General features: G+C 45.5%; 19 protein-coding genes and 1 pseudogene. 12 read left to right on the top strand and 8 right to left on the bottom strand.

Annotated elements, in window-relative coordinates; genetic code table 11:
• The 4 genes and pseudogenes from tuf to R7D93_RS23320 form a co-directional block, all read left to right on the top strand.
• Positions 1-132 (top strand): annotated as a pseudogene (gene tuf / locus R7D93_RS23305) (elongation factor Tu); the annotation flags it as partial.
• A 331-nt stretch (positions 133-463) separates the two neighbouring features.
• Positions 464-652 (top strand): (2Fe-2S)-binding protein, encoded by a 189-nt coding sequence (locus R7D93_RS23310; protein WP_005381360.1) that lies wholly within the window; start codon positions 464-466, stop codon positions 650-652.
• Positions 653-745: 93 nt separating this feature from the next.
• Positions 746-1,222: a bacterioferritin gene (gene bfr / locus R7D93_RS23315; protein ID WP_005381359.1), complete on the top strand. Its 477-nt coding sequence runs from the start codon at positions 746-748 to the stop codon at positions 1,220-1,222.
• Positions 1,223-1,428: 206 nt separating this feature from the next.
• Entirely contained in the window at positions 1,429-2,706 is a 1,278-nt protein-coding gene (locus R7D93_RS23320) for a malic enzyme-like NAD(P)-binding protein (RefSeq protein ID WP_005381358.1), read from the top strand.
• A 113-nt stretch (positions 2,707-2,819) separates the two neighbouring features.
• Here R7D93_RS23320 and metJ read toward each other — a convergent pair whose 3' ends face one another.
• On the bottom strand, positions 2,820-3,140 hold the full coding sequence (gene metJ / locus R7D93_RS23325) for a met regulon transcriptional regulator MetJ (protein ID WP_005381353.1): 321 nt from the start codon (positions 3,138-3,140) through the stop codon (positions 2,820-2,822).
• A gap of 225 nt (positions 3,141-3,365) precedes the next feature.
• On the opposite strand from metJ, the gene R7D93_RS23330 reads away from it, so the two are divergent.
• The 3 genes from R7D93_RS23330 to metF all read left to right on the top strand — a co-directional run bounded on the left by R7D93_RS23330 (position 3,366) and on the right by metF (position 8,115).
• Entirely contained in the window at positions 3,366-4,526 is a 1,161-nt protein-coding gene (locus R7D93_RS23330) for an O-succinylhomoserine (thiol)-lyase (RefSeq protein ID WP_005382793.1), read from the top strand.
• 15 nt (positions 4,527-4,541) lie between these two features.
• Entirely contained in the window at positions 4,542-6,950 is a 2,409-nt protein-coding gene (locus R7D93_RS23335; RefSeq protein WP_225497168.1) for a bifunctional aspartate kinase/homoserine dehydrogenase II, read from the top strand.
• A 262-nt stretch (positions 6,951-7,212) separates the two neighbouring features.
• Positions 7,213-8,115: a methylenetetrahydrofolate reductase gene (gene metF, locus R7D93_RS23340; protein WP_005381345.1), complete on the top strand. Its 903-nt coding sequence runs from the start codon at positions 7,213-7,215 to the stop codon at positions 8,113-8,115.
• 70 nt (positions 8,116-8,185) lie between these two features.
• On the opposite strand, the gene R7D93_RS23345 is transcribed toward metF, so the two are convergent.
• The 3 genes from R7D93_RS23345 to argE form a co-directional block, all read right to left on the bottom strand.
• Positions 8,186-8,725, bottom strand: coding sequence for a PadR family transcriptional regulator (locus R7D93_RS23345; RefSeq protein WP_005382791.1), 540 nt, complete (start codon positions 8,723-8,725; stop codon positions 8,186-8,188).
• A 425-nt stretch (positions 8,726-9,150) separates the two neighbouring features.
• Positions 9,151-11,784, bottom strand: coding sequence for a phosphoenolpyruvate carboxylase (gene ppc / locus R7D93_RS23350; RefSeq protein WP_225497166.1), 2,634 nt, complete (start codon positions 11,782-11,784; stop codon positions 9,151-9,153).
• Positions 11,785-12,056: 272 nt separating this feature from the next.
• Positions 12,057-13,193 (bottom strand): acetylornithine deacetylase, encoded by a 1,137-nt coding sequence (gene argE, locus R7D93_RS23355; RefSeq protein ID WP_213868988.1) that lies wholly within the window; start codon positions 13,191-13,193, stop codon positions 12,057-12,059.
• A gap of 144 nt (positions 13,194-13,337) precedes the next feature.
• Here argE and argC point away from each other — a divergent pair, with 144 nt between their 5' ends.
• The 4 genes from argC (at position 13,338) to argH (ending at position 18,571) form a co-directional block, all read left to right on the top strand.
• Entirely contained in the window at positions 13,338-14,342 is a 1,005-nt protein-coding gene (gene argC / locus R7D93_RS23360) for an N-acetyl-gamma-glutamyl-phosphate reductase (protein WP_053350729.1), read from the top strand.
• Positions 14,343-14,363: 21 nt separating this feature from the next.
• Positions 14,364-15,155: an acetylglutamate kinase gene (argB, locus tag R7D93_RS23365; protein ID WP_137282407.1), complete on the top strand. Its 792-nt coding sequence runs from the start codon at positions 14,364-14,366 to the stop codon at positions 15,153-15,155.
• Positions 15,156-15,239: 84 nt separating this feature from the next.
• A complete protein-coding gene (locus R7D93_RS23370; protein ID WP_005381332.1) occupies positions 15,240-16,454 on the top strand; it encodes an argininosuccinate synthase in 1,215 nt (404 codons plus the stop codon).
• Between the two features lie 242 nt (positions 16,455-16,696).
• Positions 16,697-18,571, top strand: coding sequence for an argininosuccinate lyase (gene argH, locus R7D93_RS23375; RefSeq protein WP_005381331.1), 1,875 nt, complete (start codon positions 16,697-16,699; stop codon positions 18,569-18,571).
• A 194-nt stretch (positions 18,572-18,765) separates the two neighbouring features.
• Here the strand turns inward: argH and R7D93_RS23380 are convergent, their stop codons facing one another.
• The 3 genes from R7D93_RS23380 to R7D93_RS23390 form a co-directional block, all read right to left on the bottom strand.
• Entirely contained in the window at positions 18,766-19,047 is a 282-nt protein-coding gene (locus tag R7D93_RS23380) for a DUF3624 domain-containing protein (protein WP_025768083.1), read from the bottom strand.
• A 371-nt stretch (positions 19,048-19,418) separates the two neighbouring features.
• Entirely contained in the window at positions 19,419-20,891 is a 1,473-nt protein-coding gene (locus tag R7D93_RS23385) for a dihydrolipoyl dehydrogenase (protein ID WP_154204991.1), read from the bottom strand.
• A gap of 191 nt (positions 20,892-21,082) precedes the next feature.
• Positions 21,083-21,811: a redoxin family protein gene (locus tag R7D93_RS23390; protein WP_005382781.1), complete on the bottom strand. Its 729-nt coding sequence runs from the start codon at positions 21,809-21,811 to the stop codon at positions 21,083-21,085.
• Between the two features lie 169 nt (positions 21,812-21,980).
• Between R7D93_RS23390 and oxyR the strand changes: the two genes are divergently transcribed.
• Entirely contained in the window at positions 21,981-22,892 is a 912-nt protein-coding gene (gene oxyR, locus R7D93_RS23395; RefSeq protein WP_005381326.1) for a DNA-binding transcriptional regulator OxyR, read from the top strand.
• 53 nt (positions 22,893-22,945) lie between these two features.
• Here the strand turns inward: oxyR and R7D93_RS23400 are convergent, their stop codons facing one another.
• Entirely contained in the window at positions 22,946-25,507 is a 2,562-nt protein-coding gene (locus R7D93_RS23400; protein ID WP_005381325.1) for a penicillin-binding protein 1A, read from the bottom strand.
• Positions 25,508-25,616 lie beyond the last annotated feature (109 nt).

A 25,616-nucleotide genomic window follows, 5' to 3' on the forward strand; every position in this document is an offset into this window, starting at 1 on the left:
ATGCCAGGCGACAACGTACAGATGACTGTAGAGCTAATCGCACCAATCGCAATGGACGAAGGTCTACGTTTCGCGATCCGTGAAGGTGGCCGTACAGTAGGTGCTGGTGTTGTTGCTAAGATCTTCGACTAATTCATAACGAATTAAACGAAATCTTGCACTGTTCTTCTTTTTGAAGAAAGTGCATCGAAAAGGGAAGCTTAGGCTTCCCTTTTTCATTTCTAGATTACATTTAGTTATAAGTGTTGAAAGAAAAGACGTCACTTTTTCGATTTAAAAACAGAGTTTTACCGACTTTATTTCTTAACGCTTTTACTCACCCCTCTTAACCCTTTGATCTTTTCCTGCAGCGGTAAAATCGTTATAACCAAATATTCTGAGCGGACACCATAATGCGACTGGTAACAAGAACTATTCTTGTTTATATTGTTTGTCACAGATTAGTTTTATAGGTTTTTTGAGTATGTACGTTTGTCTTTGCCATGGTGTCTCCGACAAAAAAATTAGGAAGTTGGCGATAGATGAAGGCGTAACAGATATTAAAGGAATCAAAAAGTGCACGGCATTGGGCAGCCAATGTGGTAAGTGCATCAGACAGGCCAAGGAAATTTTAGCGGAAACTAGTTACACGGAATTTAAACAAGCCAGCTAATTGCTGTAAGTATGCAGTAATTATTTGCCTTACATTTTGACACCTTCTCATTTGCTTCTACATTTAAATGAAGCCAAAGAGGAGGGTTTTGTCATGAAAGGCGATCCAATCATCATTCAACATCTCAATAAAGTGCTCGGTAACGAGCTCGTCGCTATTAATCAGTATTTTCTTCACGCCCGAATGTATAAAGACTGGGGCTTAAAGCACCTAGCAGACAAGGAATATCACGAATCTATCGATGAGATGAAGCATGCCGATCATCTAATTGAGCGTATTTTGTTCCTTGAAGGCCTACCGAACCTACAAGATTTAGGTAAGTTGATGATTGGTGAAGATACCAAGGAAATGCTCGAGTGTGACTTAAAGCTTGAAATGGCGGCTATTCCAGATTTAAAAGATGCGATTGCCTACGCTGAAGACATTCGAGATTATGTGTCTCGAGATCTCTTCCAAGATATTCTTGAAGATGAAGAAGAACATGTTGATTGGCTAGAGACGCAACTTGGCTTGATTGAAATGTCTGGTATTGAGAATTATCTCCAAGCGCAATACGTGGACGAAGAGTAACGATACTTTCTGAGTTTGCATACTCCAATAATAGTAAGAAGAAAGAGCACCTGACTCGAAAATCAGGTGCTTAACCCCGTTATCTGGTCTAATCTCTTTTATTATCGGCTTTTTAAGGATATTGCTCGCAATCTTGCCTATGAAGTTTGATTTCTATCCGATAGAATTTATGCCCCCTTACCTAAAAATAAAAAAGAGAAACGTCCATGTCTGAAGACAACCACCAAGCAGCCACTCCAGAAGAAGAACATCGCCAAAAAGCATTGGATTACCATGCTTATCCAACTCCAGGAAAGATTGCTGTCGAACTGACAAAGCCTGCGGAAACGGCGGGTGATCTTGCCCTTGCATACAGCCCAGGAGTTGCAGAGCCAGTGCGTGAAATCGCACAAAACCCGGATAACGTGTACAAGTACACTGCAAAAGGGAACATGGTTGCTGTTATTTCTAACGGTACCGCTATTCTAGGTCTAGGTAACCTAGGTCCACTTGCATCTAAGCCAGTGATGGAAGGTAAAGCGTTACTGTTTAAGCGTTTTGCAGGTCTTGACTCTATTGATATTGAAGTTAAGCACCGCACGATCGATGAATTTGTTGATACTGTTGCGAGCATTGCAGACACTTTTGGCGGTATTAACCTTGAAGATATTAAAGCACCAGACTGTTTTGAGATTGAAAAGCGTCTGATTGAACGTTGTGATGTACCAGTATTCCACGATGATCAACATGGTACTGCTATTGTAACGGCAGCGGGTATGCTGAATGCAATCGAACTTCAAGGTAAGAAACTTGAAGATTCAACAATTGTTTGTCTTGGCGCTGGCGCTGCCGCTGTAGCGTGTATGGAGCTTCTGATCAAATGCGGCGCAATGCGCGAAAAAATCTACATGCTAGATCGCAAAGGTGTGATTCACACTCGTCGTGATGATCTTAATGAATATAAGCAGCTATTTGCGAACAATACAGATAAGCGCACACTAGAAGACGTGATTGAAGGTGCAGATCTGTTCCTAGGTGTATCTGGTCCAAACCTATTGCCAGCGGAAGCGTTGAAGTTGATGGCTGATAAGCCAATCGTATTCGCATGTTCTAACCCGGATCCTGAAATCAAGCCGGAACTTGCTCACGCAGTTCGTGATGACTTGATCATGGGTACTGGCCGTAGTGATTATCCTAACCAAGTTAACAACGTATTGTGTTTCCCATTCATTTTCCGTGGTGCTCTTGATGTGCGTGCAAGTGAAATCAATGATGAAATGAAACTTGCAGCCGTTGAGGCGATTCGCGAGCTAGCAAAAGAGCCTGTACCTGAAGCCGTATTGAAGGCTGCCGGTGTTGATAAGCTAGAGTTTGGTGCGGACTATATTATTCCAAAACCAATGGATTCACGTTTGCTACCACGTGTTGCAAAAGCGGTTGCTCAGGCGGCGGTTAATTCAGGTGTAGCTCGTATCGAGATGCCTGAAAACTACATGGCAGAGTAATATATCTTTCAGATGTGATACACAAAAAATGGGACGCTATTGCGTCCCATTTTTTATGTCATCCATTTGGCTCGAGGCAAGAGTTATTACCTGAAACCTTTTATCAGGCTTTTTTATTCTTCGTCGAATGACTCAAATTCGATGCCCATTTCCGTCATCAGCGCTTTTACTTCTGTTGGAATATCATCAGGACGGTCTTTACGAAGGTCTTCATCTGTCGGAAGTGGCTGACCTGTGTACGCGTGCAAAAATGCCTCGCATAGCAATTCGCTATTGGTTGCATGGCGTAAGTTATTGATCTGACGGCGAGTACGCTCATCAGTTAGCACCTTTAAAACTTTTAGCGGGATAGAGACGGTAATTTTTTTTACTTGTTCGCTTTTTTTGCCGTGCTCTGCATATGGGCTAATGTATTCGCCATTCCAGTCAGCCATTGCACACCTTCATTTATGTAATCGGTTAAAAATAATTTAGGTGCTGATTTTAGCTGCATTTACCGCCATAAGCAAAGACATATAGACGTCTAGAAGTGTTGACGTCTCATTTTTTGACGAGTAAAGTAAACATAACAGCAAAGGAAGCGTGTTGATCACTTTATGTTACTCATTAGATATAGCGCATTCCTATTTAGAAGTCATTACCCGTGAAAGGATACACCCATGAGCACTCGCAAACCTGCGACCATTGCAGTACGCACTGGTATTGAATCAGACAGCCAATATCATGCTGTCGTTCCACCTATTTATCTTTCCACTAACTATGGTTTTCCTGCTTTTGGTGAAGTGCCCAAGTATGATTACACACGATCTGGTAATCCAAACCGCGGACTGTTGGAAAGTGCGCTATCTGAACTTGAGTCTGGAAAAGGAGCGGTTGTTACTAACTGCGGTACGTCGGCATTAAATTTATGGGTTTCCGCTTTTCTCGGCCCAGATGATCTCATTATTGCTCCTCACGATTGTTATGGTGGTACCTATCGTCTTTTTAATACCCGAGCTAACAAAGGCGATTTTAAGGTTCAGTTTGTCGATCAATCAGACGAACAGGCTTTAGATGCTGCATTGGCACAAAAACCAAAACTCATTTTGCTAGAAACTCCGTCAAACCCTCTGGTTCGCGTAGTGGATATTGCAGCTACTTGTGAAAAAGCGAAACAAATCGGCGCGTTAGTTGCGGTGGACAATACCTTTTTGACACCCGTGTACCAAAAACCTTTAGAGCTAGGTGCGGATTTTGTTATCCACTCCACAACAAAGTACATCAACGGTCATTCGGACGTAATTGGTGGAGTAATCATCACCAACACAGAAGCGCATGCAGAAGAGCTTGCATGGTGGGGTAATTGTATTGGTGCAACGGGCACACCTTTCGATAGTTACATGACACTGCGAGGTATTCGTACGCTTGCTGCTCGTATGAGAGTACATGAAGAGAGCTCACAGCAGGTACTAGCTTACCTACAGAAACAAGCGTTAGTTAAAACTATCTATCATCCAAGCCTGCCGGAACATCCAGGTCACGATATTGCTAAAAAGCAGCAAACGGGCTTTGGCTCTATGTTGAGTTTTGAGTTTGCTGGTTCGTTTGAGCAGTTAAAGGTGTTTGTGAAAGAGCTCCAACTGTTTTCATTAGCAGAGTCATTAGGTGGTGTAGAAAGTTTGATTTGCCACCCGGCATCCATGACTCACCGTGCAATGGGTGAGGAGGCGCTGGCGGAGGCTGGGGTCTCTCATCAACTATTGCGTTTGTCTGTCGGTTTGGAAGATGCACAAGACCTCATCACAGATTTAGAACAAGCGTTCGCTAAAGCTACCCAGTAATAGGAGACGATAACAATGACTGTACAACGTCAGCTGCATAAGTTTGGTGGCAGTAGCTTAGCAAACCCAGAATGCTACTTACGCGTTGTGGGTATTCTCAAGGAGTATTCGACAGAAAATGATCTGGTGGTCGTCTCTGCTGCAGGAAAAACCACTAACCGCTTGATTGAGTTTTTGGAAGGGTTAAATAAAGATGGCCGAATTGCGCATGAAGCGCTTCAAAGCTTGAGACAGTTCCAAACTGAGCTAATAGAAAGCTTGTTGGAGAGTGAAGCAAAAGAAGAGCTGTTAGCTTTATTACATGATGAGTTCAGTACTCTCTCGGAGCTGACTGCACCACTCACTAATGCGCAAAAAGCCGCGGTACTGGGGCACGGAGAAGTATGGTCTGCTCGCCTATTGGCCGCGTTATTATCTCAACGTTCTATCCCTGCGGTTGCACAAGATGCACGAGCGTTTTTACGTGCAGAAGCGGGAACTCAACCAGAGGTTGATCGCGCTCGTTCATACCCTTTAATTAAAGAGGTCCTCGCGCAGCATAACCATAAACGTGTGGTAATTACTGGCTTTATGGCTCAGAACGAGGCAGGAGAAACCATTCTACTTGGTCGTAACGGCTCTGACTATTCTGCAACGGTCATAGGCGCGCTTGCTGAAGTCAGTACTGTCACGATTTGGAGTGATGTTGCTGGTGTTTATAGTGCCGATCCACGTTTGGTGTCTGACGCTTGTTTATTACCGTTACTTCGATTGGATGAAGCCAGTGAACTTGCTCGCTTAGCTGCCCCAGTGCTACACAGTCGTACGCTTCAGCCTGTGGCGCAAAGTACCATGGACCTTAATCTCAAGTGTAGCTATCTGCCAGAGTCGGGTTCTACTCGTATTGAGCGTGTATTGGCATCTGGTCGTGGCGCTAAAATTATTACTTCACTGGATGATGTTTTATTGGTGCAGTTGTCTTTCATGCATGGGCACGACTTCGAAAAAACACAGAGTGATGTATTACAAGCGTTGCAGCGCGCGCAATTAGAGCCACTGGCATTTGAAGCTCAATCCGATCAGCACACGCTACGCTTGGCTTACACCGCAGAAATCGCCGGTGGTGCATTGAAACACTTGCAAGAGCTTGCGGTAGAGGCTGAAATTAAGCTAAAAGAAGGTTACTCGCTCTTAGCTGCGGTAGGTGCAGGCGTTACGAAAAACGCCAATCATTGCTTTGGCTTTTATCAGAAGCTAAAGCACTCTCCGGTAGAATTTATCTCTGAAACAGACTCAGGACTGAGCCTAGTCGCTGTTTTGCGCCGTACTGATACCGAGGCGTTGGTTCAAACGATTCATAGCCAGTTGTTCCAAGCGCAAAAACGCGTGGCAGTGGCTTTATGTGGCAAGGGTAATATTGGTTCTAGTTGGTTAAATTTATTTGCGACGCAAAAAAGTGAGCTCGAAAAACGTCATGGTATGAGCTTTGATCTTGTCGCGGTTGTGGATAGCCAAACCTATTGGTTCGATGAGCAAGGTATTGAGGCGGCGAGTGTTGCTGAACGATTTGATGATGAAAGCATAGCAAACAATGGGGATTGGCTGGCACGTTTGGGAGCGCTTAAAAGCTATGATGAAGCCGTCGTGCTTGATGTTACCGCGAGTAAAGAGTTAGCTCAGCGCTACGTAGAAATCGCACAGCAAGGCATTCATTTGATTTCCGCTAACAAAGTGGCCGGTTCCGCAGATAGCCAGTACTACCATCAGGTTCAAGATGCATTCGCTAAAATTGGTCGTCATTGGCTATACAACGCAACGGTTGGTGCTGGGTTACCGATAAACCATACCGTGCGAGATCTTCGTGAAAGTGGGGATGAAATCGTCGCTCTATCGGGTATTTTCTCGGGGACGTTATCATGGCTGTTCCAACAGTTTGATGGTTCTGTGCCATTTAATGATTTAGTCGATCTTGCTTGGCAGCAAGGGTTAACCGAACCTGACCCTCGTTCTGATTTAGATGGCTCCGATGTAATGCGTAAGTTAGTCATCTTGGCTCGAGAATCGGGCCTAGATGTAGAACCAGACAGCGTTAAAGTTGAGTCTTTGGTGCCAGAAGAATTAAGAGAACTGAGCTTAGATGATTTCTTCGATAATGGAGCGTTGTTGAGTGAAATACTTCAAGAGCGTCTGACAAAAGCACAGAGAAACGATCAAGTGCTTCGCTATGTGGCGCGTTTAGAAAAAAATGGTAAAGCAACGGTGGGAGTCGAAGCGTTATCTCGTGAGCACGCGCTCGCCAACTTATTGCCATGCGATAACATTTTTGCCATAGAAAGCAAGTGGTACAAAGATAACCCTCTGGTCATTCGAGGACCAGGCGCAGGCAGAGAAGTGACAGCCGGCGCTATTCAATCCGACCTCAACCGATTGGCTGGTTTATTTTAAAGTTGCGATTGACCTAAAAACCCTGGAATTAATCCAGGGTTTTTTATTCCCCTATCAGTGCCATACTGAAGTCATAACCCGTGCAAAATGGCGAGATGATGCTCAAGTAGAAACTTGAACTATCTTCATTATTAACTTGAGAAAAATTCATAATTACAAGGTTGACATTAAATCGTATTCAATACATTCTGTAGACATATAGACGTCTAAACGTCGATTTTAAGGATTTGTTTTCGTGGCGGAGTGCCGCAGGGAGAGTAAGATGGGATATACGCACGCAGGCCATATCGACGCCTTGAACCAGAATATTGCTGAGTTATCAGATAACATCAATGTATCGTTTGAGTTTTTTCCGCCAAGCAGCGCTAAGATGGAAGAAACACTTTGGAATTCAGTGCACCGTCTTAAAACGCTTCAACCTAAATTTGTTTCTGTGACTTACGGTGCTAACTCCGGCGAGCGTGACAGAACACACTCCATCATTAAAGAAATTAAAGCCACAACCGGATTGGTTGCCGCTCCCCATCTCACTTGTATTGATGCGACTCGTGAAGAGTTGATTAATATTGCCGATGATTATTGGAACAATGGTATTGAAAATATCGTCGCTCTGCGTGGTGATATTCCTCCAGGTGGCGGTGCGCCTGATATGTATGCCTCGGATTTGGTTGAGCTGCTGAAATCACGCCACGATTTCGATATCTCCGTTGCTGCATTCCCTGAGGTTCACCCTGAAGCTAAAAGCGCACAGTCTGACTTATTGAACCTAAAACGTAAGGTAGATGCAGGTGCAAACCGTGCTATTACTCAGTTCTTTTTTGACGTTGAGTCTTACCTGCGATTCCGTGACCGTTGTGTCGCAGCAGGAATTGACGTAGAAATTGTGCCAGGAATTTTGCCTGTATCGAACTTTAAGCAAGCGTCTCGCTTTGCGGCACAGAACAACGTGAAAGTACCAGGGTGGATGAGCAAACAATTCGATGGCTTGGATGATGATCCGGTGACTCGCCAGCTTGTAGGAGCTAGCCAAGCTATTGATATGGTGCGTGTGCTGAGTCGTGAAGGGGTTAAGGATTTTCACTTCTATACACTAAACCGTGCAGAGATGACTTACGCGTTATGCCATACGTTGGGTGTTCGTCCTCGCGCAGTAGTCGGTGCGTAAATCTGGTTTCAAAAAGATAAAAGGCTTGCCAAGTGGCAAGCCTTTTTCGTTTTATCAAAGCAAAAGGAGTTTAACCAATCACTTCAAGTTCAGTTAGAACTTCTTCTGCCCAAGTGATCCAAGTTTCACGTAACAGAAGGTTACGGCGAAGCGTTAGACGTTCTAGGCGAGCTTGTTTATCTAAAGTTGACGGAGTTGCGTAGTAAGCCGCTTCAATTTCTTTGTAGTGAGAAACCAGTTTGCGAGACTCTTCAACTAGCTCGGCGAGTTGGTCACGGAATGGAGCCGCAGGTTGAACGGCACATGCCATCAATTTCGCTGAAAACTCATCACGAACTGTTGGGTGTGCAGTTGGTTGATCAAACCACTCTCCCAAAGCGCTGCGACCAGCGTCTGTAATAGAGTAAACCTTGCGGTCTGGTTTGCCTTCTTGGGGTTCTAATACGCAAGTAACCAGTTCTTTCTCAGCCATTTTGTTGAGTTCACGGTACACTTGTTGGTGGCTTGCTTTCCAGAAGTAACCGATGCTAGCAGAGAATTCTTTAGTGATATCGTAACCGGTTGCGTCGCGAGTGCTAAGAACAGTTAAGATTACGTGTGGTAATGACATGTCTTCAATCCAAATGGTCAATAAACTTGTAAACAAGCTACTTATACTTTCAGCTGCGCTCTTACTGGCACTTGAGTTTTTTAATGTATAAGTAGCACCAACAATGTTGGTCCTGTCACCTTAAAGCCGTTTATCACCTAGAGCGATGGGGAGTCCCATCAAGGCTGGAGCAGGTATGATTGGATTTATGAGCTCTCAGCAGGCAAGTAGTATATAAATAATAAGCATGAAGTGGAATAGTAGGACAAAATTACCCTAAAAAACTAACATAATAATCAATAGTGTTAACTTGTGGTTTTTTGTTCTTTTATTTTGGTATTTTTTGGGTCTATTATGGTTTATTTAACTGCTTTTGTTTTGGTGCGATTATCCTGTGATAAAAAAAAGCTGAGCATTTGCCCAGCTTTTTATTAAAAATGAAACGATTAGCCTGTGTTGCGCATACCAGCAGCAATACCAGCAATCGTCACCATCAACGCTTCTTCCAAGTTTGCAGAGGCTTCTTCGGTTTGACGCGTGCGGTATAGCAGCTCTGCTTGTAGCATATTCAATGGCTCAACGTAGGTATTGCGTAAGCGAATAGACTCGAGTCCCCAAGGGTCATGCTGCATCAAGTTTTCATTGTTCTCTACATTCAGTACCGCTTTGATGTCTTCTTGAAGCTGAGCACGAAGTTTTTCACCGAGTGGACGGAGCGACTCATCCACCAATCGCTCATCGTAGTAGCGAGAGATATCAATATTACACTTCGAGTACACCATCTCTAGCATGCCGAGACGAGTAGAGAAAAACGGCCATTCGCGGCACATCTCTTCGAGCAATGCTTGGTGGCCTTTATCGATCGAGTATTGAATCGCTTCACCTGCGCCTAGCCATGCAGGAAGTACCAAACGGTTTTGACTCCATGAGAAGATCCACGGGATTGCACGTAAGCTTTCTACTCCGCCCTTAGGGTTGCGTTTTGCAGGACGAGAACCAAGTGGCAACTTGCCGAGTTCGAGTTCTGGTGTTGCTTGGCGGAAGTAAGGCACGAAATCTGGCTCGCCACGAACCACATTTCGGTAAGACTCACAGCTTACTTCTGATAGCACTTCCATCAAGTCGCGCCATTCTTGTTTTGGCTCCGGTGGCGGTAACAAGTTGGCTTCCAGAATCGCACTTGCATATAGGTTAAAGCTATTTACTGCGACATCTGGGAGTCCCAGTTTAAAGCGGATCATTTCGCCTTGCTCTGTTACACGTAAACCGCCTTTCAAGCTTTTTGGTGGTTGCGACAAAAGCGCAGCATGCGCAGGTGCGCCACCGCGACCGACTGTGCCCCCACGACCATGGAATAGAGTTAGCTCAACGCCTTCTTCTTCAGCCACTTTAACTAACGATTCCATCGCATGATACTGAGCCCAACCTGCAGACATAACACCTGCATCTTTCGCTGAGTCAGAGTAACCAATCATGACCATCTGGTGGTTTTGGATAAAACCACGGTAAAGGTCAATCCCCATAAGCTGCTTGATGACCGATTCCGCGTTGTTCAAATCGTCTAGCGTTTCGAACAGAGGACACACATCCATGCGGTAAGGGCAACCAGCTTCTTGTAGCAGTAGATGAACGGCTAGTACGTCAGAGGCGGTACGTGCCATTGAAATAACGTAAGCGCCAAACGCTTCACGCGGTTGTGCTGCAACAATCTTGCAGGTATCCAAAACCTCTTTGACGGGTTCAGACGGTTCCCAATCACGAGGGAGAAGCGGACGTTTAGATGCCAGCTCGTTAGTTAGAAAAGCAATCTTATCTTGCTCACTCCATTGTTCGTAATCACCAATACCTAAGTAGCGAGTCAGTTCAGACAAGACGTCTGAGTGACGCGTGCTCTCCTGGCGGATATCAAGACGTACAAGATGGATACCAAATGCTTTTACGCGGCGTAGTGTATCCAGTAGTGAGCCGTTGGCTATTACACCCATGCCACATTCGTTTAGTGACTGGTAGCAGGCATACAACGGTTCCCAAAGTTGCTCGACTTTTTGCAGTGGTGCTTTAACGGCCAGTTTTTGACCGTGGATCTTAGCATCGAGAATATCTTTGGTTTCATTGAGCAGAGTGCGTAATTGCTTCAGGATCGCACGGTATGGTTCGTGCTGATCTTCGCCAGCAAGCTCACGGACTTGATCGTTTGAAACTGTCATAGACAGCTCGCTGATCAACTCGTTGATGTCATTGAGATAAAGATCGGCGGCTTTCCAACGAGACAAAAGTAAGACTTCACGCGTAACGTTGTGAGTAACAAACGGGTTACCGTCACGGTCACCGCCCATCCAAGAGGAGAAGTGCACTGGGCGAGCATCAATGGGTAAACCTTCTCCAAGGTAAGATTTTAGACGGTCATTCATCTCACGTAGGAAGTCCGGTACCGCTTCCCATAGCGAGTTTTCAACGACCGCAAAGCCCCACTTTGCTTCATCCAACGGAGTTGGGCGTTGTTGTCGAATCACGTCTGAATGCCAGCCTTGGGCAATCAGTTGCTCTAGGCGGCGTTCGGTTTTTCTGCGCTCTTTAGAAGAAAGATCGCTTAGCTCCAACTTTGATAAGCACTCGTTTATCTTGACCAGTTTGTTGATCATCGTGCGGCGCGTAATTTCTGTTGGGTGAGCCGTCAATACCAATTCAATATTTAGATCACGAACCGCTTGGGCAGTGTCCAGTTTGCTCACATCGTTTTGTACCAGTTTAGAAAACAGCGAGTTAATCGCGTCTGGTTCACAAATGTGCTCTTCACAATGGCGTGAAATCGTGTGGTATTGCTCAGCGATATTGGTGAGGTTTAGAAATTGGTTAAACGCGCGAGTAACGGGCGTTAGCTGCTCATCAGGTAGATGTTTGATTTCTTCGATCAAGCTGTCCCTGTCTGCTTGATTCCCTGCTTGAGCTGATTTGGATAATTTACGAATGGTTTCCACTTTCTCGAAGATTTCTTCGCCATGGGCATCGCGAATGGTGTTACCCAATAAGTGGCCTAACATGCGCACATTACTTTTGAGTGCGGCGTATTTCTCGTTCATTGTCGTCCTGCCTCGTAAAAAAACTACATCCATTGTCCTTGTTAAGACTCCAATCTAGCGAAAAGCACCAGTTATAGTCAAATAAAGCAGACTAAGTTTGCAATTATTCCGCTGTCTCCTGATTTAGAGCAAATTTACGGCAGCCATAGAGTAAGAAGTGAAAATTAATTACAAAATAACAAGTTAAATAAGTGTTAAGACTAGCGCTAAATTGTGAAGATAAAAAGATGCAGCTCAATCGAGCTGCACAGACTTTTGAGCTTAAACGCGTATTAACAGCAGTACTTGACCATTGCCTTTGAAAGCACATCAATTGTGGGGTCGATAAAGTCGAAGGATAGAAACTCATCCGGTTGATGGGCTTGGTCGATTGACCCAGGGCCGAGCACCAAGGTTGGACACAACTGTTGTAGAAATGGTGCTTCAGTACAATAGTTCACGGTTTCTGAACTGGTTTGGCAGATCTCTTCAACACCACCGATAAATGGGTGGTCATGTTGGCATTCGTAACCCGGAATAGGCTCATGCAATGGAATAATCTCCAGTCTCCCTGGCCATTTCGCTTCGACTTCTTTTAATGCTCCGCGCAACATGTTCTCTAAACCATCAAGGCTAATGCCAGGAAGAGGACGCACGTCGTAATGCAGCTCACAGCAAGCACAAATACGGTTAGCGCTGTCACCACCGTGAATGTGTCCAAGGTTTAGGGTAGGGCTTGGAATGGCAAAACCCGGATGGTGATATTCTTTAATCAATTTGTCACGCAGTTGCATCATGGCGAACATGACTTCATGCATGATCTCAATAGCGTTAACACCAAGCGCTGGGTCCGATGAGTGACCGGACTTGCCTGTTACGCGGATGGCATTTGCCACATGACCTTTATGACCTCGAATTGGTACAAGGCTGGTGGGTTCACCAATGATGCAGTAATCCGGCTTAAATGGGGCGTTTGCTGTGAAATGTCGCGCGCCCAACATGGTGGTCTCTTCGTCACAAGTGGCTAATACGTAAAGTGGTTTGCTCTGCTTGCTCCAATCGACTTTCTTCACTGCTTCATAAATAAAGGCGAAAAAGCCTTTCATGTCTGCTGTGCCTAAACCGTAGAAGCGGTTGTCTTTTTCCGTCAGTTTATGCGGATCGAAATTCCATCGCCCTTGATCGAATGGCACGGTATCACTATGGCCAGCAAGTAAAAGGCCACCTTCACCCTCACCCATACGTGCGATCATATTGTGCTTGCCTGGCTCGACTTCGATCACTTCAACGCTAAAACCCAGATCTTTAAACCAAGATGCGAGTTTTTCGATGACTTTTGCATTGCCCTGATCCCAGCTCGGATCCGTGGAGCTGATAGAAGAGGTGCTGATGAGTCCTTCATAGACCTCTAGAAAAGTTGGTAATTGCATGGATTCTTCAAATCTCCTGTTGACAGACAGACCACAAAAATGTAAAACACATATTAAATCATATTTAATGAATAAAAAATCAAAATAAAGCAAAAATTAAATATGAATAGTCATTTGAGCCTTTAAGTATATGGATGTCACACAATGCTAAAAACCACGATTATTGGAGCCAGCGGTTACACCGGCGCAGAGTTAGCGTTAATGGTTAATAAACACCCACAACTCACGCTATCAGGTTTATACGTTTCCGCCAACAGTGTTGATGCGGGAAAGAGCATCGCGCAGCTACACGGTAAGCTAGCGGGCATCATTGATATGCCAGTTTTACCACTAACGGATCCACTGCAAATCGCTCAAGAATCGGACGTGGTGTTTTTGGCAACGGCTCATGAAGTCAGCCATGATTTAGCCCCAACTTTCTTGGAGACAGGCTGTCAGGTATTCGATTTATCGGGTGCATTCCGTGTGAAAAGTGAAGGCTTTTACGACACTTTTTATGGCTTCGCACATCAACATAACAACTGGCTAGATAAAGCAGCATACGGCTTAGCAGAGTGGAACCAAGAATCAATAAAAACCACTCCTTTGATTGCAGTAGCAGGTTGCTACCCAACCGCTTCACAGCTTGCAATCAAACCTTTATTAGAACATGCGTTGCTCGATACCAACCAATGGCCAGTGATCAACGCAACCAGTGGTGTATCAGGTGCAGGGCGTAAAGCCTCCATGGTTAACAGCTTCTGTGAAGTGAGCTTGCAACCTTATGGTGTATTTAACCATCGTCACCAGCCAGAGATTGCTCAGCACTTGGGTTGCGATGTGATTTTTACTCCGCACCTCGGCAACTTTAAACGCGGCATTCTTGCCACTATCACCATGAAGCTTGCGCAAGGTGTGACAGAAGCACAAGTGGCACAGGCGTTTGAACAAGCTTATCAAGGCAAGCCTGCGGTGCGTCTTAAAGGCGACGGTATTCCACGTATTCAGGATGTCGAAAATACCCCTTTCTGTGATATCGGCTGGAAGGTACAAGGCGAACACATCATTGTGATTTCAGCTATCGACAACCTACTTAAAGGTGCATCGAGTCAAGCGATGCAATGTCTCAATATTCATTACGGTTACCCAGAACTGACAGCGTTGCTGTAGTCGTTGAAAGAGGGAAATGCGATGACGCAAACCAATCAAGCTCCTTTAGTCATTAAGCTAGGTGGTGCAGCTCTATCATGCACTCAAACCTTAAGCCAACTTTTTGGTGCCATTGCGGCTTACCAAAAATCGGCACAGCGACAAATCGCCATCGTTCATGGCGGTGGCTACCTAGTTGATGAGTTGATGGCAAAGCTTCAGCTTGAAACCGTAAAGAAAAACGGTTTACGCGTAACGCCTTACGAGCAAATTCCTGTGATTGCAGGCGCGCTTGCGGGCACTGCGAATAAGTTACTTCAAGGTCAAGCGATTGCGGACGGTCTTAACGCTGTGGGCCTTAGCCTTGCGGATGGTGGTTTGTGTCTTGTTGAAGAACTTGACCCAGAACTCGGCGCGGTAGGCAAAGCATCACCGGGTGACTCAGCACTATTACAAGCGGTGCTAAACACAGGTGCACTGCCGATCATCAGTTCAATTGGTTTAACCAAAGATGGCCAGATGATGAATGTGAATGCTGATCAAGCAGCAGTCGCGGTTGCGGGCGCATTAGATGCGGAGTTGGTCCTGTTATCAGACGTGAGTGGTGTATTAGATGGAAAAGGCCATTTGATCAAAACCCTGTCAGAGCAGCAAGCTAACTCGTTGATCGATGGACATGTGATCACCGATGGCATGATCGTCAAAGTTAAAGCCGCTTTGGAGGCCGCCAATGATCTTGGCCGTCCAATTGAAGTCGCGACCTGGCGTTACCCAGAAAAATTAGCACAGTTATTCGCTGGTGAAAGTATTGGTACTCAATTCTTGCCTCAATAAGCATCAGCAAAAGAATTCAATATTAGGAAGTCGCAGTTGGCACTGACCGCCGAGCGCAGCGCCAGTTAAGTTTGGAGAAAAAACATGAGCAAAGTGAACGTAAATAAAGTGGTAGTCGCATACTCAGGCGGTCTAGATACTTCAGTAATTATCCCGTGGCTAAAAGAGAACTACGACTGTGAAGTAGTGGCTTTCGTTGCCGATGTTGGTCAAGGTGCCGAAGAGCTAGAAGGCATTGAAGCTAAAGCAAAAGCCTCTGGTGCTTCTGAGTGCTACATCGCTGACTTGAAAGAAGAAATGGTCGCAGACTACATTTACCCAACGCTAAAAACCGGCGCGTACTACGAAGGTAAGTACCTGCTAGGTACATCAATGGCGCGTCCAATCATTGCCAAAGCGCAGGTTGAAGTGGCACGTAAAGTGGGCGCGGACGCTCTGTGTCATGGCTGTACAGGTAAAGGTAACGACCAAGTACGTTTTGAAGGCGCATTCGCAGCACTAGCACCGGACTTACAAGTGATTGCACCTTGGCGTGAGTGGGACCTAGTGAGCCGTGAAGAGTGTTTGGATTACCTAGCTGAGCGTAATATTCCTTGCTCTGCGTCTCTTACTAAGATCTATTCACGTGATGCAAACGCATGGCACATTTCGACGGAAGGCGGCGTTTTAGAAGATACGTGGAACGCACCAAACGAAGACTGCTGGGTGTGGACTGTCGACCCAGAGCAAGCGCCAAATGAAGCGGAATACGTCACGCTGAAAGTAGAAAAAGGTGAAGTGGTCGAAGTTGATGGTGAAGTGATGACACCATATAACGCACTGGTTTACCTAAACGAGAAGGGCGCTAAGCACGGTGTTGGCCGTATCGATATCGTGGAAAACCGTCTTGTTGGGATGAAGTCTCGTGGTTGTTATGAAACACCGGGAGGCACCATCATGATGGAAGCGCTGCGTGCTGTAGAGCAGCTTGTGCTAGACAAATCATCATTCGAATTCCGTGAGGAGCTAGGTCTAAAAGCGTCTCACCTTGTATACGATGGCCGTTGGTTTACGCCACTATGTAAATCGATCCTTGCCGCTTCAGAAGAGCTAGCGCAAGACGTTAACGGTGAAGTGGTTGTTAAGCTCTACAAAGGTCAAGCGACAGTGACGCAAAAACGTTCTGACAACAGCTTGTATTCAGAAGAGTTCGCGACTTTTGGTGAAGATGAAGTTTACGACCAAAGCCATGCAGGTGGGTTCATCCGTCTTTACTCGCTATCAAGCCGTATTCGTGCATTGAACAGCCAGAAGAAATAATCCATTAACATCCATCTTGGATTGAATAAAGACCCGCCATTTATAGGCGGGTCTTTTGGTTTCTAAAAGCGAGTATCTAAAGTTTGTTTGAATATATATGTAAAAATATTGAATTTATACTTTATTTTTTATCGAAATTGCCGTAACGTTGACCCATAAGAAAAAGTGAGCAAATGACCATCAAATTGGTTACTACTCATTCGAGAACGTTAGAGTAAGCAATAGTCATCAGGAGAGACGCAATGGCATTATGGGGCGGAAGATTTACCCAAGCGGCAGACACCAGATTTAAAGAGTTCAATGATTCGTTGCGTTTTGACTACCGATTGGCTGAGCAAGACATCGTAGGTTCAATCGCATGGTCTAAAGCTCTGCTTTCTGTTGATGTGCTATCGGCAGAAGAACAGCAAAAACTGGAACTTGCTTTAAATGAGCTGAAGTTAGAAGTGATGGAAGACCCTCACCAAATTCTTCGCTCTGATGCAGAAGATATCCACTCTTGGGTTGAACAGCAGCTAATCAGTAAAGTGGGAGATTTAGGTAAAAAACTCCACACTGGGCGTTCTCGGAATGACCAAGTCGCCACAGACTTGAAACTTTGGTGTCGTCAGCAAGGTCAGCAATTATTGATTGCTTTAGATCGCCTACAAGCACAAATGGTCCATGTTGCTAAACAGCACCAAGGCACCGTATTGCCAGGCTATACTCATCTTCAGCGTGCTCAACCTGTAACCTTTGCTCACTGGTGCTTGGCTTATGTTGAAATGTTCGAGCGTGACTACTCTCGTCTGAATGATGCCTTACAGCGTCTCGACACTTGTCCACTTGGCTCGGGTGCTTTAGCGGGAACGGCTTATCCGATTGATCGCGAACAATTAGCACATAATCTCGGTTTCCACCGTGCTACGCGTAATTCACTCGATTCGGTTTCAGATCGTGATCATGTGATGGAACTGATGTCGGTGGCGTCGATTTCTATGCTGCACCTTTCTCGTCTTGCAGAAGATATGATCTTCTACAATTCAGGCGAGTCAAACTTCATTGAGTTAGCGGATACGGTGACATCTGGTTCGTCATTAATGCCACAGAAGAAAAACCCAGATGCACTTGAGTTGATCCGTGGTAAGACAGGGCGTGTCTATGGCGCATTATCGAGCATGATGATGACAGTTAAAGCTTTGCCATTGGCGTACAACAAAGACATGCAGGAAGATAAAGAAGGGTTGTTTGACGCTTTAGATACATGGAACGACTGCATGGAAATGGCAGCTCTGTGTTTTGACGGTATTAAAGTGAATGGCGAGCGCACACTAGAAGCGGCGAAACAAGGTTACGCAAACTCGACGGAGTTAGCTGATTACCTAGTGGCGAAAGGCATCCCATTCCGTGAAGCTCACCACATCGTCGGTGTCGCGGTCGTTGGTGCTATTGCTAAAGGTTGTGCGCTAGAAGAGCTGTCTATCGAAGAGTTAAAAGCCTTCTCAGAAGTCATTGAAGCGGATGTGTATGACATTCTGACTATCGATTCGTGTTTGGAAAAGCGTTGTGCTTTGGGGGGTGTTTCGCCTCACCAGGTCGCTTACGCGGTAGAACAAGCGGATAAGCGCCTGAGCCAGCGTGACAGCTCGGCGGTGAAAGTGCGTCCTGCACGTTTGACGGACATTGAAACGTTGGAAGGTATGGTTGCTTACTGGGCGAACCTTGGTGAGAATCTTCCGCGCTCTCGTAATGAGCTCGTGAGAGATATTGGCTCTTTTGCGGTGGCTGAGCATCATGGTGAAGTGACGGGTTGCGCTTCTCTATATGTGTATGACTCAGGGTTGGCAGAAATACGCTCTCTTGGTATCGAAGCGGGCTGGCAAGGCCAAGGGCAGGGCAGTGCGATTGTGAACTATTTGGTTGAGAAAGCGCGCCAGATGGCGATCAAGAAAGTCTTTGTTCTAACGCGAACGCCTGAGTTCTTTATGAAGCAAAGCTTTTTACCTACATCGAAGTCATTACTGCCGGAGAAAGTTCTGAAAGATTGCGATCAGTGCCCACGTCAACATGCATGTGATGAGGTAGCGCTTGAGATCAATTTAATGGAGCAAGTGATCCAAAAAACGCATGTGGCATGAACTGAAGTTGTGGAGTGATTTTATTAGCATTCAATGACATAGTCATTTTCCTGTTTACTTACATCAGTATTCGCTAAAAAAATCGAAAAAATTTGGAACCTTTGAGAGGAAGCCCGGTCTATTAAAGTACCACTGCTTTTTCTTAGAAGAATCTAAGAGAGCCCCAGAACTGACATTGGTTTTGGGGCTTTTTTCTATCTGTCACTTTTCTCTTTTTTATTGGCCTTTTTTTGTCCCTTTCGACGTTGCCAAGGCAAGATGACAAAACGCATCCATAAGTGTAGAAACAACAAAACGTTGAAAGCGAAGCCGGCAAAGATCAAAGCGATCGACTCGATGCTTTGTGGATCATCTTTGAGCGTAAACCACCACACAATCCAACACAGTACAGAAAGTACCGTCAATTGATCCAAGCATCGTTGGCAACGTCCAAGTTTTTTCCAAAACCAATGTTCCTCGCAGCGGCGACAAGTCATAGTGTTTTCCAAACCATTAGTGTTGCTTCAGATTATATATCTAACTAAATGGTGGAAAGCGTTTCTTACACGGGCTTAGAGCGCCATGACACAACCAAAATGGAAAGTTAGCTTTGTAAAAGCTTTGTGGCACGTAATTGATGTATGGTGTGCTGTCAGTCTTTAACAGGAAATATAATGATGTCGACAGAGTTGAAACTTGCGCTGAGTATCGCTGGTGGGTTCTTTATGATCGGTGTTGTCGCGATTTATATGGTCAGCCGCTATGCAATGATGGCAGCGTAAGAGAGATTTTATTGCGCCGAAGTAGTAAAGCAAAGCCTCGTTGATGACGAGGCTTTGCTTTATATTTAGATAGAAGCCTGAAAGCGTTAGCAGCCAGGGCCGCAGTCAAGACAATGTTTCACCATTTCTGGCCCTAAGTGTAGTTTTGCATTCAAATCACGTAGAGCGGTGCGGACGCCTTCTTCAATCACTGGGTGATAGAAGGGCATATCTAACATCTCAGAAATCGTCATCCTATTTTGGTGCGCCCATGCTAAAAGGTGAGCAAGATGCTCTGCATTCGGGCCCATCATTTCTGCACCTAAAAAACGTCCAGTGCCTTGCTCTCCGTAGACATGCAGAATGCCTTTATTACGAAGCATGACGCGCGAACGTCCTTGATTTTCAAACGAGACTTCACCGGTTGCGAAACATCCACATGTGCCTAGACGTGTTTCTAGTTGTTTATATGTTTCGCCAACCATAGCAATTTGAGGGTCGGAGAACACGGCTGAAATTGGTGAGCGACGCAGACCCGCACGAATATCTGGGAAACGGCCTGCGTTGTCTCCAGCAATACGGCCTTGGTCAGCGGCTTCGTGCAGCAGTGGAATTTGGTTACTTGCATCACCTGCGATGAAGATGCTCTCTACCGAAGTTTGCAATGTATAGTGATCCGCCGTTGGTACGCCACGTTCATCGAGCGCCACATTGGTGTTCTCGATCGCCAGCTTATCGACGTTTGGACGACGACCCGTTGCGGCCAATACGTAATCGACAACGAAAGTTTCTAATTCGCCATCATGGTTGATGAATTGGATTTCGACCTTGTCTTCGCCGTCATTGTCTGACGAAGCAATGCGTTTCATGCTTTCGACTTTTACATCTGCATCAAGGTAGAACTCTTCCTTAAAGGCTTTATCTGCATACGCCATCACCTCTGGGTCTGTCAGTGGGCCCACTTGTCCTCCAAGGCCAAAGAGCTTCACGTTCACTCCTAGGCGGTGTAAAGCCTGACCCAATTCAAGGCCGATGACTCCTGGGCCAAATACTGCCACGGACTCTGGTAAGTCATCCCAGTCAAATACATCATCGTTAATCACTAGGCGATCACCCAGTTCATTCCAAGCTGCCGGATATGTCGGACGAGATCCTGTCGCAATAACAATGCGCTGTGCGGTGACCTGAGTATGATCATCTATGATGAGAGTGTGGTCATCGGCAAACTTCGCGTAGCCCGATAGTTTGTCTTCAGCGGGAATATCATCGACACTTTCAAGCACAAAGCCAACAAAACGATCGCGTTCGCGCTTTACACGATCCATAACTTCTCGTCCGTTAATTAGTACTTCACCTTGCGGGTGTATCCCAAATCCAGGTGCTTTTTCGATTTGATGAACACTTTCTGCTGCCGCAATTAACAGCTTAGACGGCATGCATCCGACACGAGCACAGGTTGTTCCGTAGGGACCGCCCTCAATCATTACCACGCTGTTGGTATGAGCTTTTGCTGCTCGATAAGCACCAAGACCAGCCGTCCCGCCACCAATAATCGCTACGTCGACATTAACTTGTTTCATCGTGAACTCTCGCTTTTGTTTTAAGCCAAGCTAGCTACATTGAGCTTGGAGAGTGAATTGGATAGTTGAATCTGGATAAGTAGTCACCTTATTGGCAGATAACTACTTATCTAGACTAGTAGAAGAAGTGGTTTAGGGTTGGCCTCCGAGCCAAAAGGCACCGGAGACCGAGGGTGTAGGCTATGGACAGCTTAGCCTAGATACGCTTCTAGCTCTTCGCTACCGCCGATGTGCTTGCCACCGATAAAAACTTGTGGAACAGTCGTGCGACCAGATATAGCTCGTAGACTAACTGTTGTTGCGTCTTTACCCAGAATCACTTCTTCATATTGAAGACCGTGGTCAATCAGATTTTGTTTCGCTTTCATACAGAAAGGGCAGCCTGGTTTAGTGAACACCGTGATGGATTCTTGCGTTTTGTAGTCAGGCGCTATGTAGTTCAGCATCGTATCTGCGTCTGACACCTTGAATGGGTCGCCTGGTTCGTTTGGCTCAATGAACATTTTTTCCACTACGCCATCTTTTACTAGCATGCTGTAACGCCATGAACGTTTGCCAAAGCCGATGTCGTTTTTATCCACTAACATACCCATGCCATCGGTGAATTCACCATTACCATCCGGGATGAAGGTAATGTTTTCTGCTTCTTGGTCTTGTTTCCATGCATTCATCACGAACGTATCATTGACCGAGACACAAATAATCTCATCCACTCCGTGCTCTTTAAATACAGGGAACAATTCGTTGTAACGAGGTAGATGGCTTGATGAACATGTTGGAGTAAATGCACCCGGTAAGCTAAATACGATAACGGTCTTACCTTTAAATAGCTCATCGGTCGTTACATTCACCCAAGAGTCACCTTGACGAACTGGAAAAGTAACTTGAGGGACTTGTTGACCTTCTTTAGATACAAACATAATGATTTCCTTTAACTATTTTAAATTATGCGTATAGAGCTTAGCGTTTTTCGTCGCTCTGTTTCGTTTTGTTGAGCCCATTATTGTAAAAATCCTTTGATAGCTCTAATCGTTTGGTGTTATGGTTTTGATAGGTATTAGCTATTGTTAAAGAAGCGAAGCGTGAATTATGAATATTCGAGATTTTGAGTACTTAGTTGCACTTGCGGAACATAAGCACTTTCGCAAAGCGGCAGAGGCATGTTTTGTTAGCCAGCCAACATTGAGTGGGCAAATTCGTAAACTAGAGGATGAACTCGGGACCACGCTTTTAGAGCGAAGCAGCCGACGTGTTTTGTTTACCGATTCAGGGTTACAGCTGGTGGAGCAGGCTAAACGCATCTTAAGTGAAGTGAAAACCTTCAGAGATATGGCAAGCGGTCAAAGCGGAGCCATGACTGGACCGATGCATATTGGTTTCATCCCGACGGTTGGGCCTTATCTATTACCCAAAATTCTGCCGCAGATAAAAGAAGCATTTCCTGAGTTGGAACTATTTCTGCACGAAGCTCAAACACATCAATTAGTGCGTCAATTGGAAGAAGGCAAACTAGATTGCTTAGTTTTAGCTTCGGTTGATGAAACTGCGCCATTTAAAGAGATCGAAGTGTATCAAGAGCCATTAAGTGTCGCAGTGCCATGTGACCACGAGTGGGCCTCTCTCGACCATGTTGATATGTTGGAGCTGAATGGTAAAACCGTTTTAGCGTTGGGAGACGGCCACTGTCTGCGAGATCAAGCGTTAGGTTTTTGTTTTGCCGCTGGTGCAAAAGACGATGAGCGTTTTAAAGCCACCAGCTTGGAGACGTTACGCAATATGGTTGCTGCCGGTGCGGGGATTACGTTATTGCCTCAGCTTTCTATCCCTAATGAGAAGCAAAAAGATGGCGTATGCTACGTACCAGCTGTTAACCCAACCCCCTCGCGTAATATCGTGCTCGTATACCGTCCGGGCTCACCATTACGAGCTAGGTTTGAAGCTTTAGCAGCGAAGATTAAAGAGGTGTTGGCTTCTTATCCATCATTGAATGCTGCAGCATAAAAAGCAGAAATAAAAAAGGGAGAGCTTGATGCTCTCCCTTGTGCTTTTGTGATTTAGAACAGTTCTTCTGCGCCAGAGCCTGAAGAATAAATACTATCTTCTAAACGGTCGCCAGCGTATTCGGTAGGCTCCGTGCCTTTTTCAAAGTATTCGAACATTGATGTGCTATCTACCTTGTGCGTTAGCATACCGCTGTTGCGATCAATACGAACTCGAATAATATCCTCTGGAATATTTTTACCTTGCTCCGGCGTCCCTTCTAGCGCAACACGCATGAAGTCAATCCAAGCTGGCTCTGCGGTTTTCGCACCCGACTCGGCACCAGAAATTTGGCCTTGCCCTAGGTTGCTGTTAACGGTGGTGCGGCCAAGTGCACGTGAGTGATCATCAAAGCCAACCCAAGCTATGGCAACGACACCAGGTCCATAGCCATTGTACCAAGCATCCTTGGAATCATTCGTTGTACCCGTTTTACCCCCGATATCACGACGACCAAGTTTTTGCGCGCGCCAGCCTGTACCATTCCAACCTGTGCCTTCACGCCAGTTACCGCCACCCCAAATGTTGCTGTACATCATCTCACGCATTAAGAATGCATTCTGTTCAGAGATAACTTGCGGTGCATATTGAGGTTCATCATTTTCAAGGGCATTGTCTGTTGCAAGGCCATCAATCGCGACGTCTTGTTCGCCAAATTCATCAGCGTAGCGATTTTCTGGCTGCTCGCTCATTTGCGGACAATCCTTATGACAAACACTCTTTGGATTGGCTTTAAACAGTACTTCACCGAATGCATCTTCCACGCGTTCTACATAGAATGGTTCAACGTAATAACCACCGTTCGCAAACACAGAGTAACCTTGTGCCACTTTCATTGGTGTTAAGCTGCCAGCTCCGAGTGCGATGGTCTCAGAGCGTGGTACTTGGTTAATATCAAAACCGAAACGAGTAAGGTACTGACGTGTCTCCTCGAGGCCAACTTCACGGAGTGTACGCACTGCCATGACGTTTTTTGATTGAGCTAAGCCGAGGCGAAGACGCGTTGGACCACCATAAGTCGGTGGTGAGTTTTTTGGTCGCCAAGCTGAACCAGAACCTGCATCCCACTTGTTAATCGGCGCATCGTTAATCAAAGTGGCTAGAGTCAGCCCTTTGTCAATTGCTGCCGAGTAGATGAAAGGCTTGATACTTGAACCAACCTGACGCACTGACATGGTTGCACGGTTAAACTTGCTGTGAACAAAGTTGAAACCACCAACCAGCGACAATATCGCGCCATTTTCTGGGTTCATCGCAACAAACGCGGTGTTTGCTGTCGGCACTTGGCTCAGTTTCCAGCTCAGTGTTGTGTTGTCATCTTCATCGGTTTCACTTACTTCGCGAACCCAAACTTGTTGACCTGTCGCTAGCACATCATGCGCTGACTTTGGTGTTGAGCCTTGGCGGTTATCAGTAATGTACTTACGCGCCCAGTGCATTCCAGTCCAAGGGATGGTTTGCTCTTCATGGTTCTTAACCCATACTTGTGCCGTCTTATCATCGACTTTCGTCACAACCGCAGGGTAAAGGTCACCATAAGTTGGCTGTTTCTTCAGGTGCTTTTCTATTTGCTCATTGTCCCAGGCCGCTTCCCCTTCTTTCCAAAGCACACTTTCTGCACCACGGTAGCCATGACGTTCATCGTATGACAAGAGGTTATTTACCGCAGACGTATTTGCAGCATCTTGCAGTTTAGAATCCACAGTCATGTAGATATTCAAGCCAGAGGTATAAGCTTCTTCTTCACCGTATTCTTTTACTGCCCATGCACGAGCCAACTCTGCTACGTAAGGTGCGGAAAGCTCAATCTCAGCGCTATGATAACGCGCCACAATAGGCTCATTGCGTGCTTCGTCATACTGCTCTTGTGTAATGTATTTCTCATCAAGCATTCGCATTAATACAACGTTACGGCGTTTTGTTGCGCGCTCAAGAGAGTAAATTGGGTTCATGGTTGATGGCGCTTTTGGCATACCAGCGAGTGTTGCAATCTCACTTAACGTCAATTCATCAAGGCTCTTACCAAAATACACTTGAGCGGCAGCACCAAAGCCATATGAGCGGTAACCAAGGAAGATTTTATTGACATAAAGCTCCATGATTTCTTGCTTACTTAAAAGCTGCTCAATATGGATAGCAATAAAAATCTCTTTAATCTTACGCATGATCTTCTTCTCATTAGATAAGAAGAAGTTACGAGCTAGCTGTTGCGTAATCGTACTTGCACCCTGTTTAGCCGAGCCTGAAACCGCAACAACAACCGCTGCACGAGTGATGCCGATAGGGTCGATACCAGGATGCTCATAGAAACGACTATCTTCGGTTGCGATGAGCGCGTGAATTAAGTCTTGAGGAATTTCGTCATAAGTAACAGGAATACGACGCTTTTCACCGAACTGTGCGATCAGCTTCCCGTCTTGACTAAACACCTTCATAGGTGTTTGTAATTCAACGTCTTTTAGAGTTGCAACATCTGGCAATTCAGGCTTCACGTACTGATAGAAGCCAAATATTGTGGTGACTCCAAGAATTATGCAAATCAATGTTAAAAATAATAAACGCTTTATGAACTTCACCGGAGAATCCCTGATTGGTTGAGGCTGTGTAACGGCAAACCCTTGTACTCTTAGGTCAAAAATTTAGCACATAAGAGATATTAACTCTTATTTGGATGCTAATAACAAC

The sequence above is a fragment of the Vibrio sp. YT-15 genome, assembly GCF_033337445.1.
GTDB lineage: Bacteria > Pseudomonadota > Gammaproteobacteria > Enterobacterales > Vibrionaceae > Vibrio > Vibrio alginolyticus.

Coding starts and splice junctions, on each gene's coding strand:
- R7D93_RS23310 (WP_005381360.1), top strand. CDS start 464: ATGTACGTTTGTCTTTGCCATGGTGTCTCCGACAAAAAAATTAGGAAG.
- bfr (WP_005381359.1), top strand. CDS start 746: ATGAAAGGCGATCCAATCATCATTCAACATCTCAATAAAGTGCTCGGT.
- R7D93_RS23320 (WP_005381358.1), top strand. CDS start 1,429: ATGTCTGAAGACAACCACCAAGCAGCCACTCCAGAAGAAGAACATCGC.
- metJ (WP_005381353.1), bottom strand. CDS start 3,140: ATGGCTGACTGGAATGGCGAATACATTAGCCCATATGCAGAGCACGGC.
- R7D93_RS23330 (WP_005382793.1), top strand. CDS start 3,366: ATGAGCACTCGCAAACCTGCGACCATTGCAGTACGCACTGGTATTGAA.
- R7D93_RS23335 (WP_225497168.1), top strand. CDS start 4,542: ATGACTGTACAACGTCAGCTGCATAAGTTTGGTGGCAGTAGCTTAGCA.
- metF (WP_005381345.1), top strand. CDS start 7,213: ATGGGATATACGCACGCAGGCCATATCGACGCCTTGAACCAGAATATT.
- R7D93_RS23345 (WP_005382791.1), bottom strand. CDS start 8,725: ATGTCATTACCACACGTAATCTTAACTGTTCTTAGCACTCGCGACGCA.
- ppc (WP_225497166.1), bottom strand. CDS start 11,784: ATGAACGAGAAATACGCCGCACTCAAAAGTAATGTGCGCATGTTAGGC.
- argE (WP_213868988.1), bottom strand. CDS start 13,193: ATGCAATTACCAACTTTTCTAGAGGTCTATGAAGGACTCATCAGCACC.
- argC (WP_053350729.1), top strand. CDS start 13,338: ATGCTAAAAACCACGATTATTGGAGCCAGCGGTTACACCGGCGCAGAG.
- argB (WP_137282407.1), top strand. CDS start 14,364: ATGACGCAAACCAATCAAGCTCCTTTAGTCATTAAGCTAGGTGGTGCA.
- R7D93_RS23370 (WP_005381332.1), top strand. CDS start 15,240: ATGAGCAAAGTGAACGTAAATAAAGTGGTAGTCGCATACTCAGGCGGT.
- argH (WP_005381331.1), top strand. CDS start 16,697: ATGGCATTATGGGGCGGAAGATTTACCCAAGCGGCAGACACCAGATTT.
- R7D93_RS23380 (WP_025768083.1), bottom strand. CDS start 19,047: ATGACTTGTCGCCGCTGCGAGGAACATTGGTTTTGGAAAAAACTTGGA.
- R7D93_RS23385 (WP_154204991.1), bottom strand. CDS start 20,891: ATGAAACAAGTTAATGTCGACGTAGCGATTATTGGTGGCGGGACGGCT.
- R7D93_RS23390 (WP_005382781.1), bottom strand. CDS start 21,811: ATGTTTGTATCTAAAGAAGGTCAACAAGTCCCTCAAGTTACTTTTCCA.
- oxyR (WP_005381326.1), top strand. CDS start 21,981: ATGAATATTCGAGATTTTGAGTACTTAGTTGCACTTGCGGAACATAAG.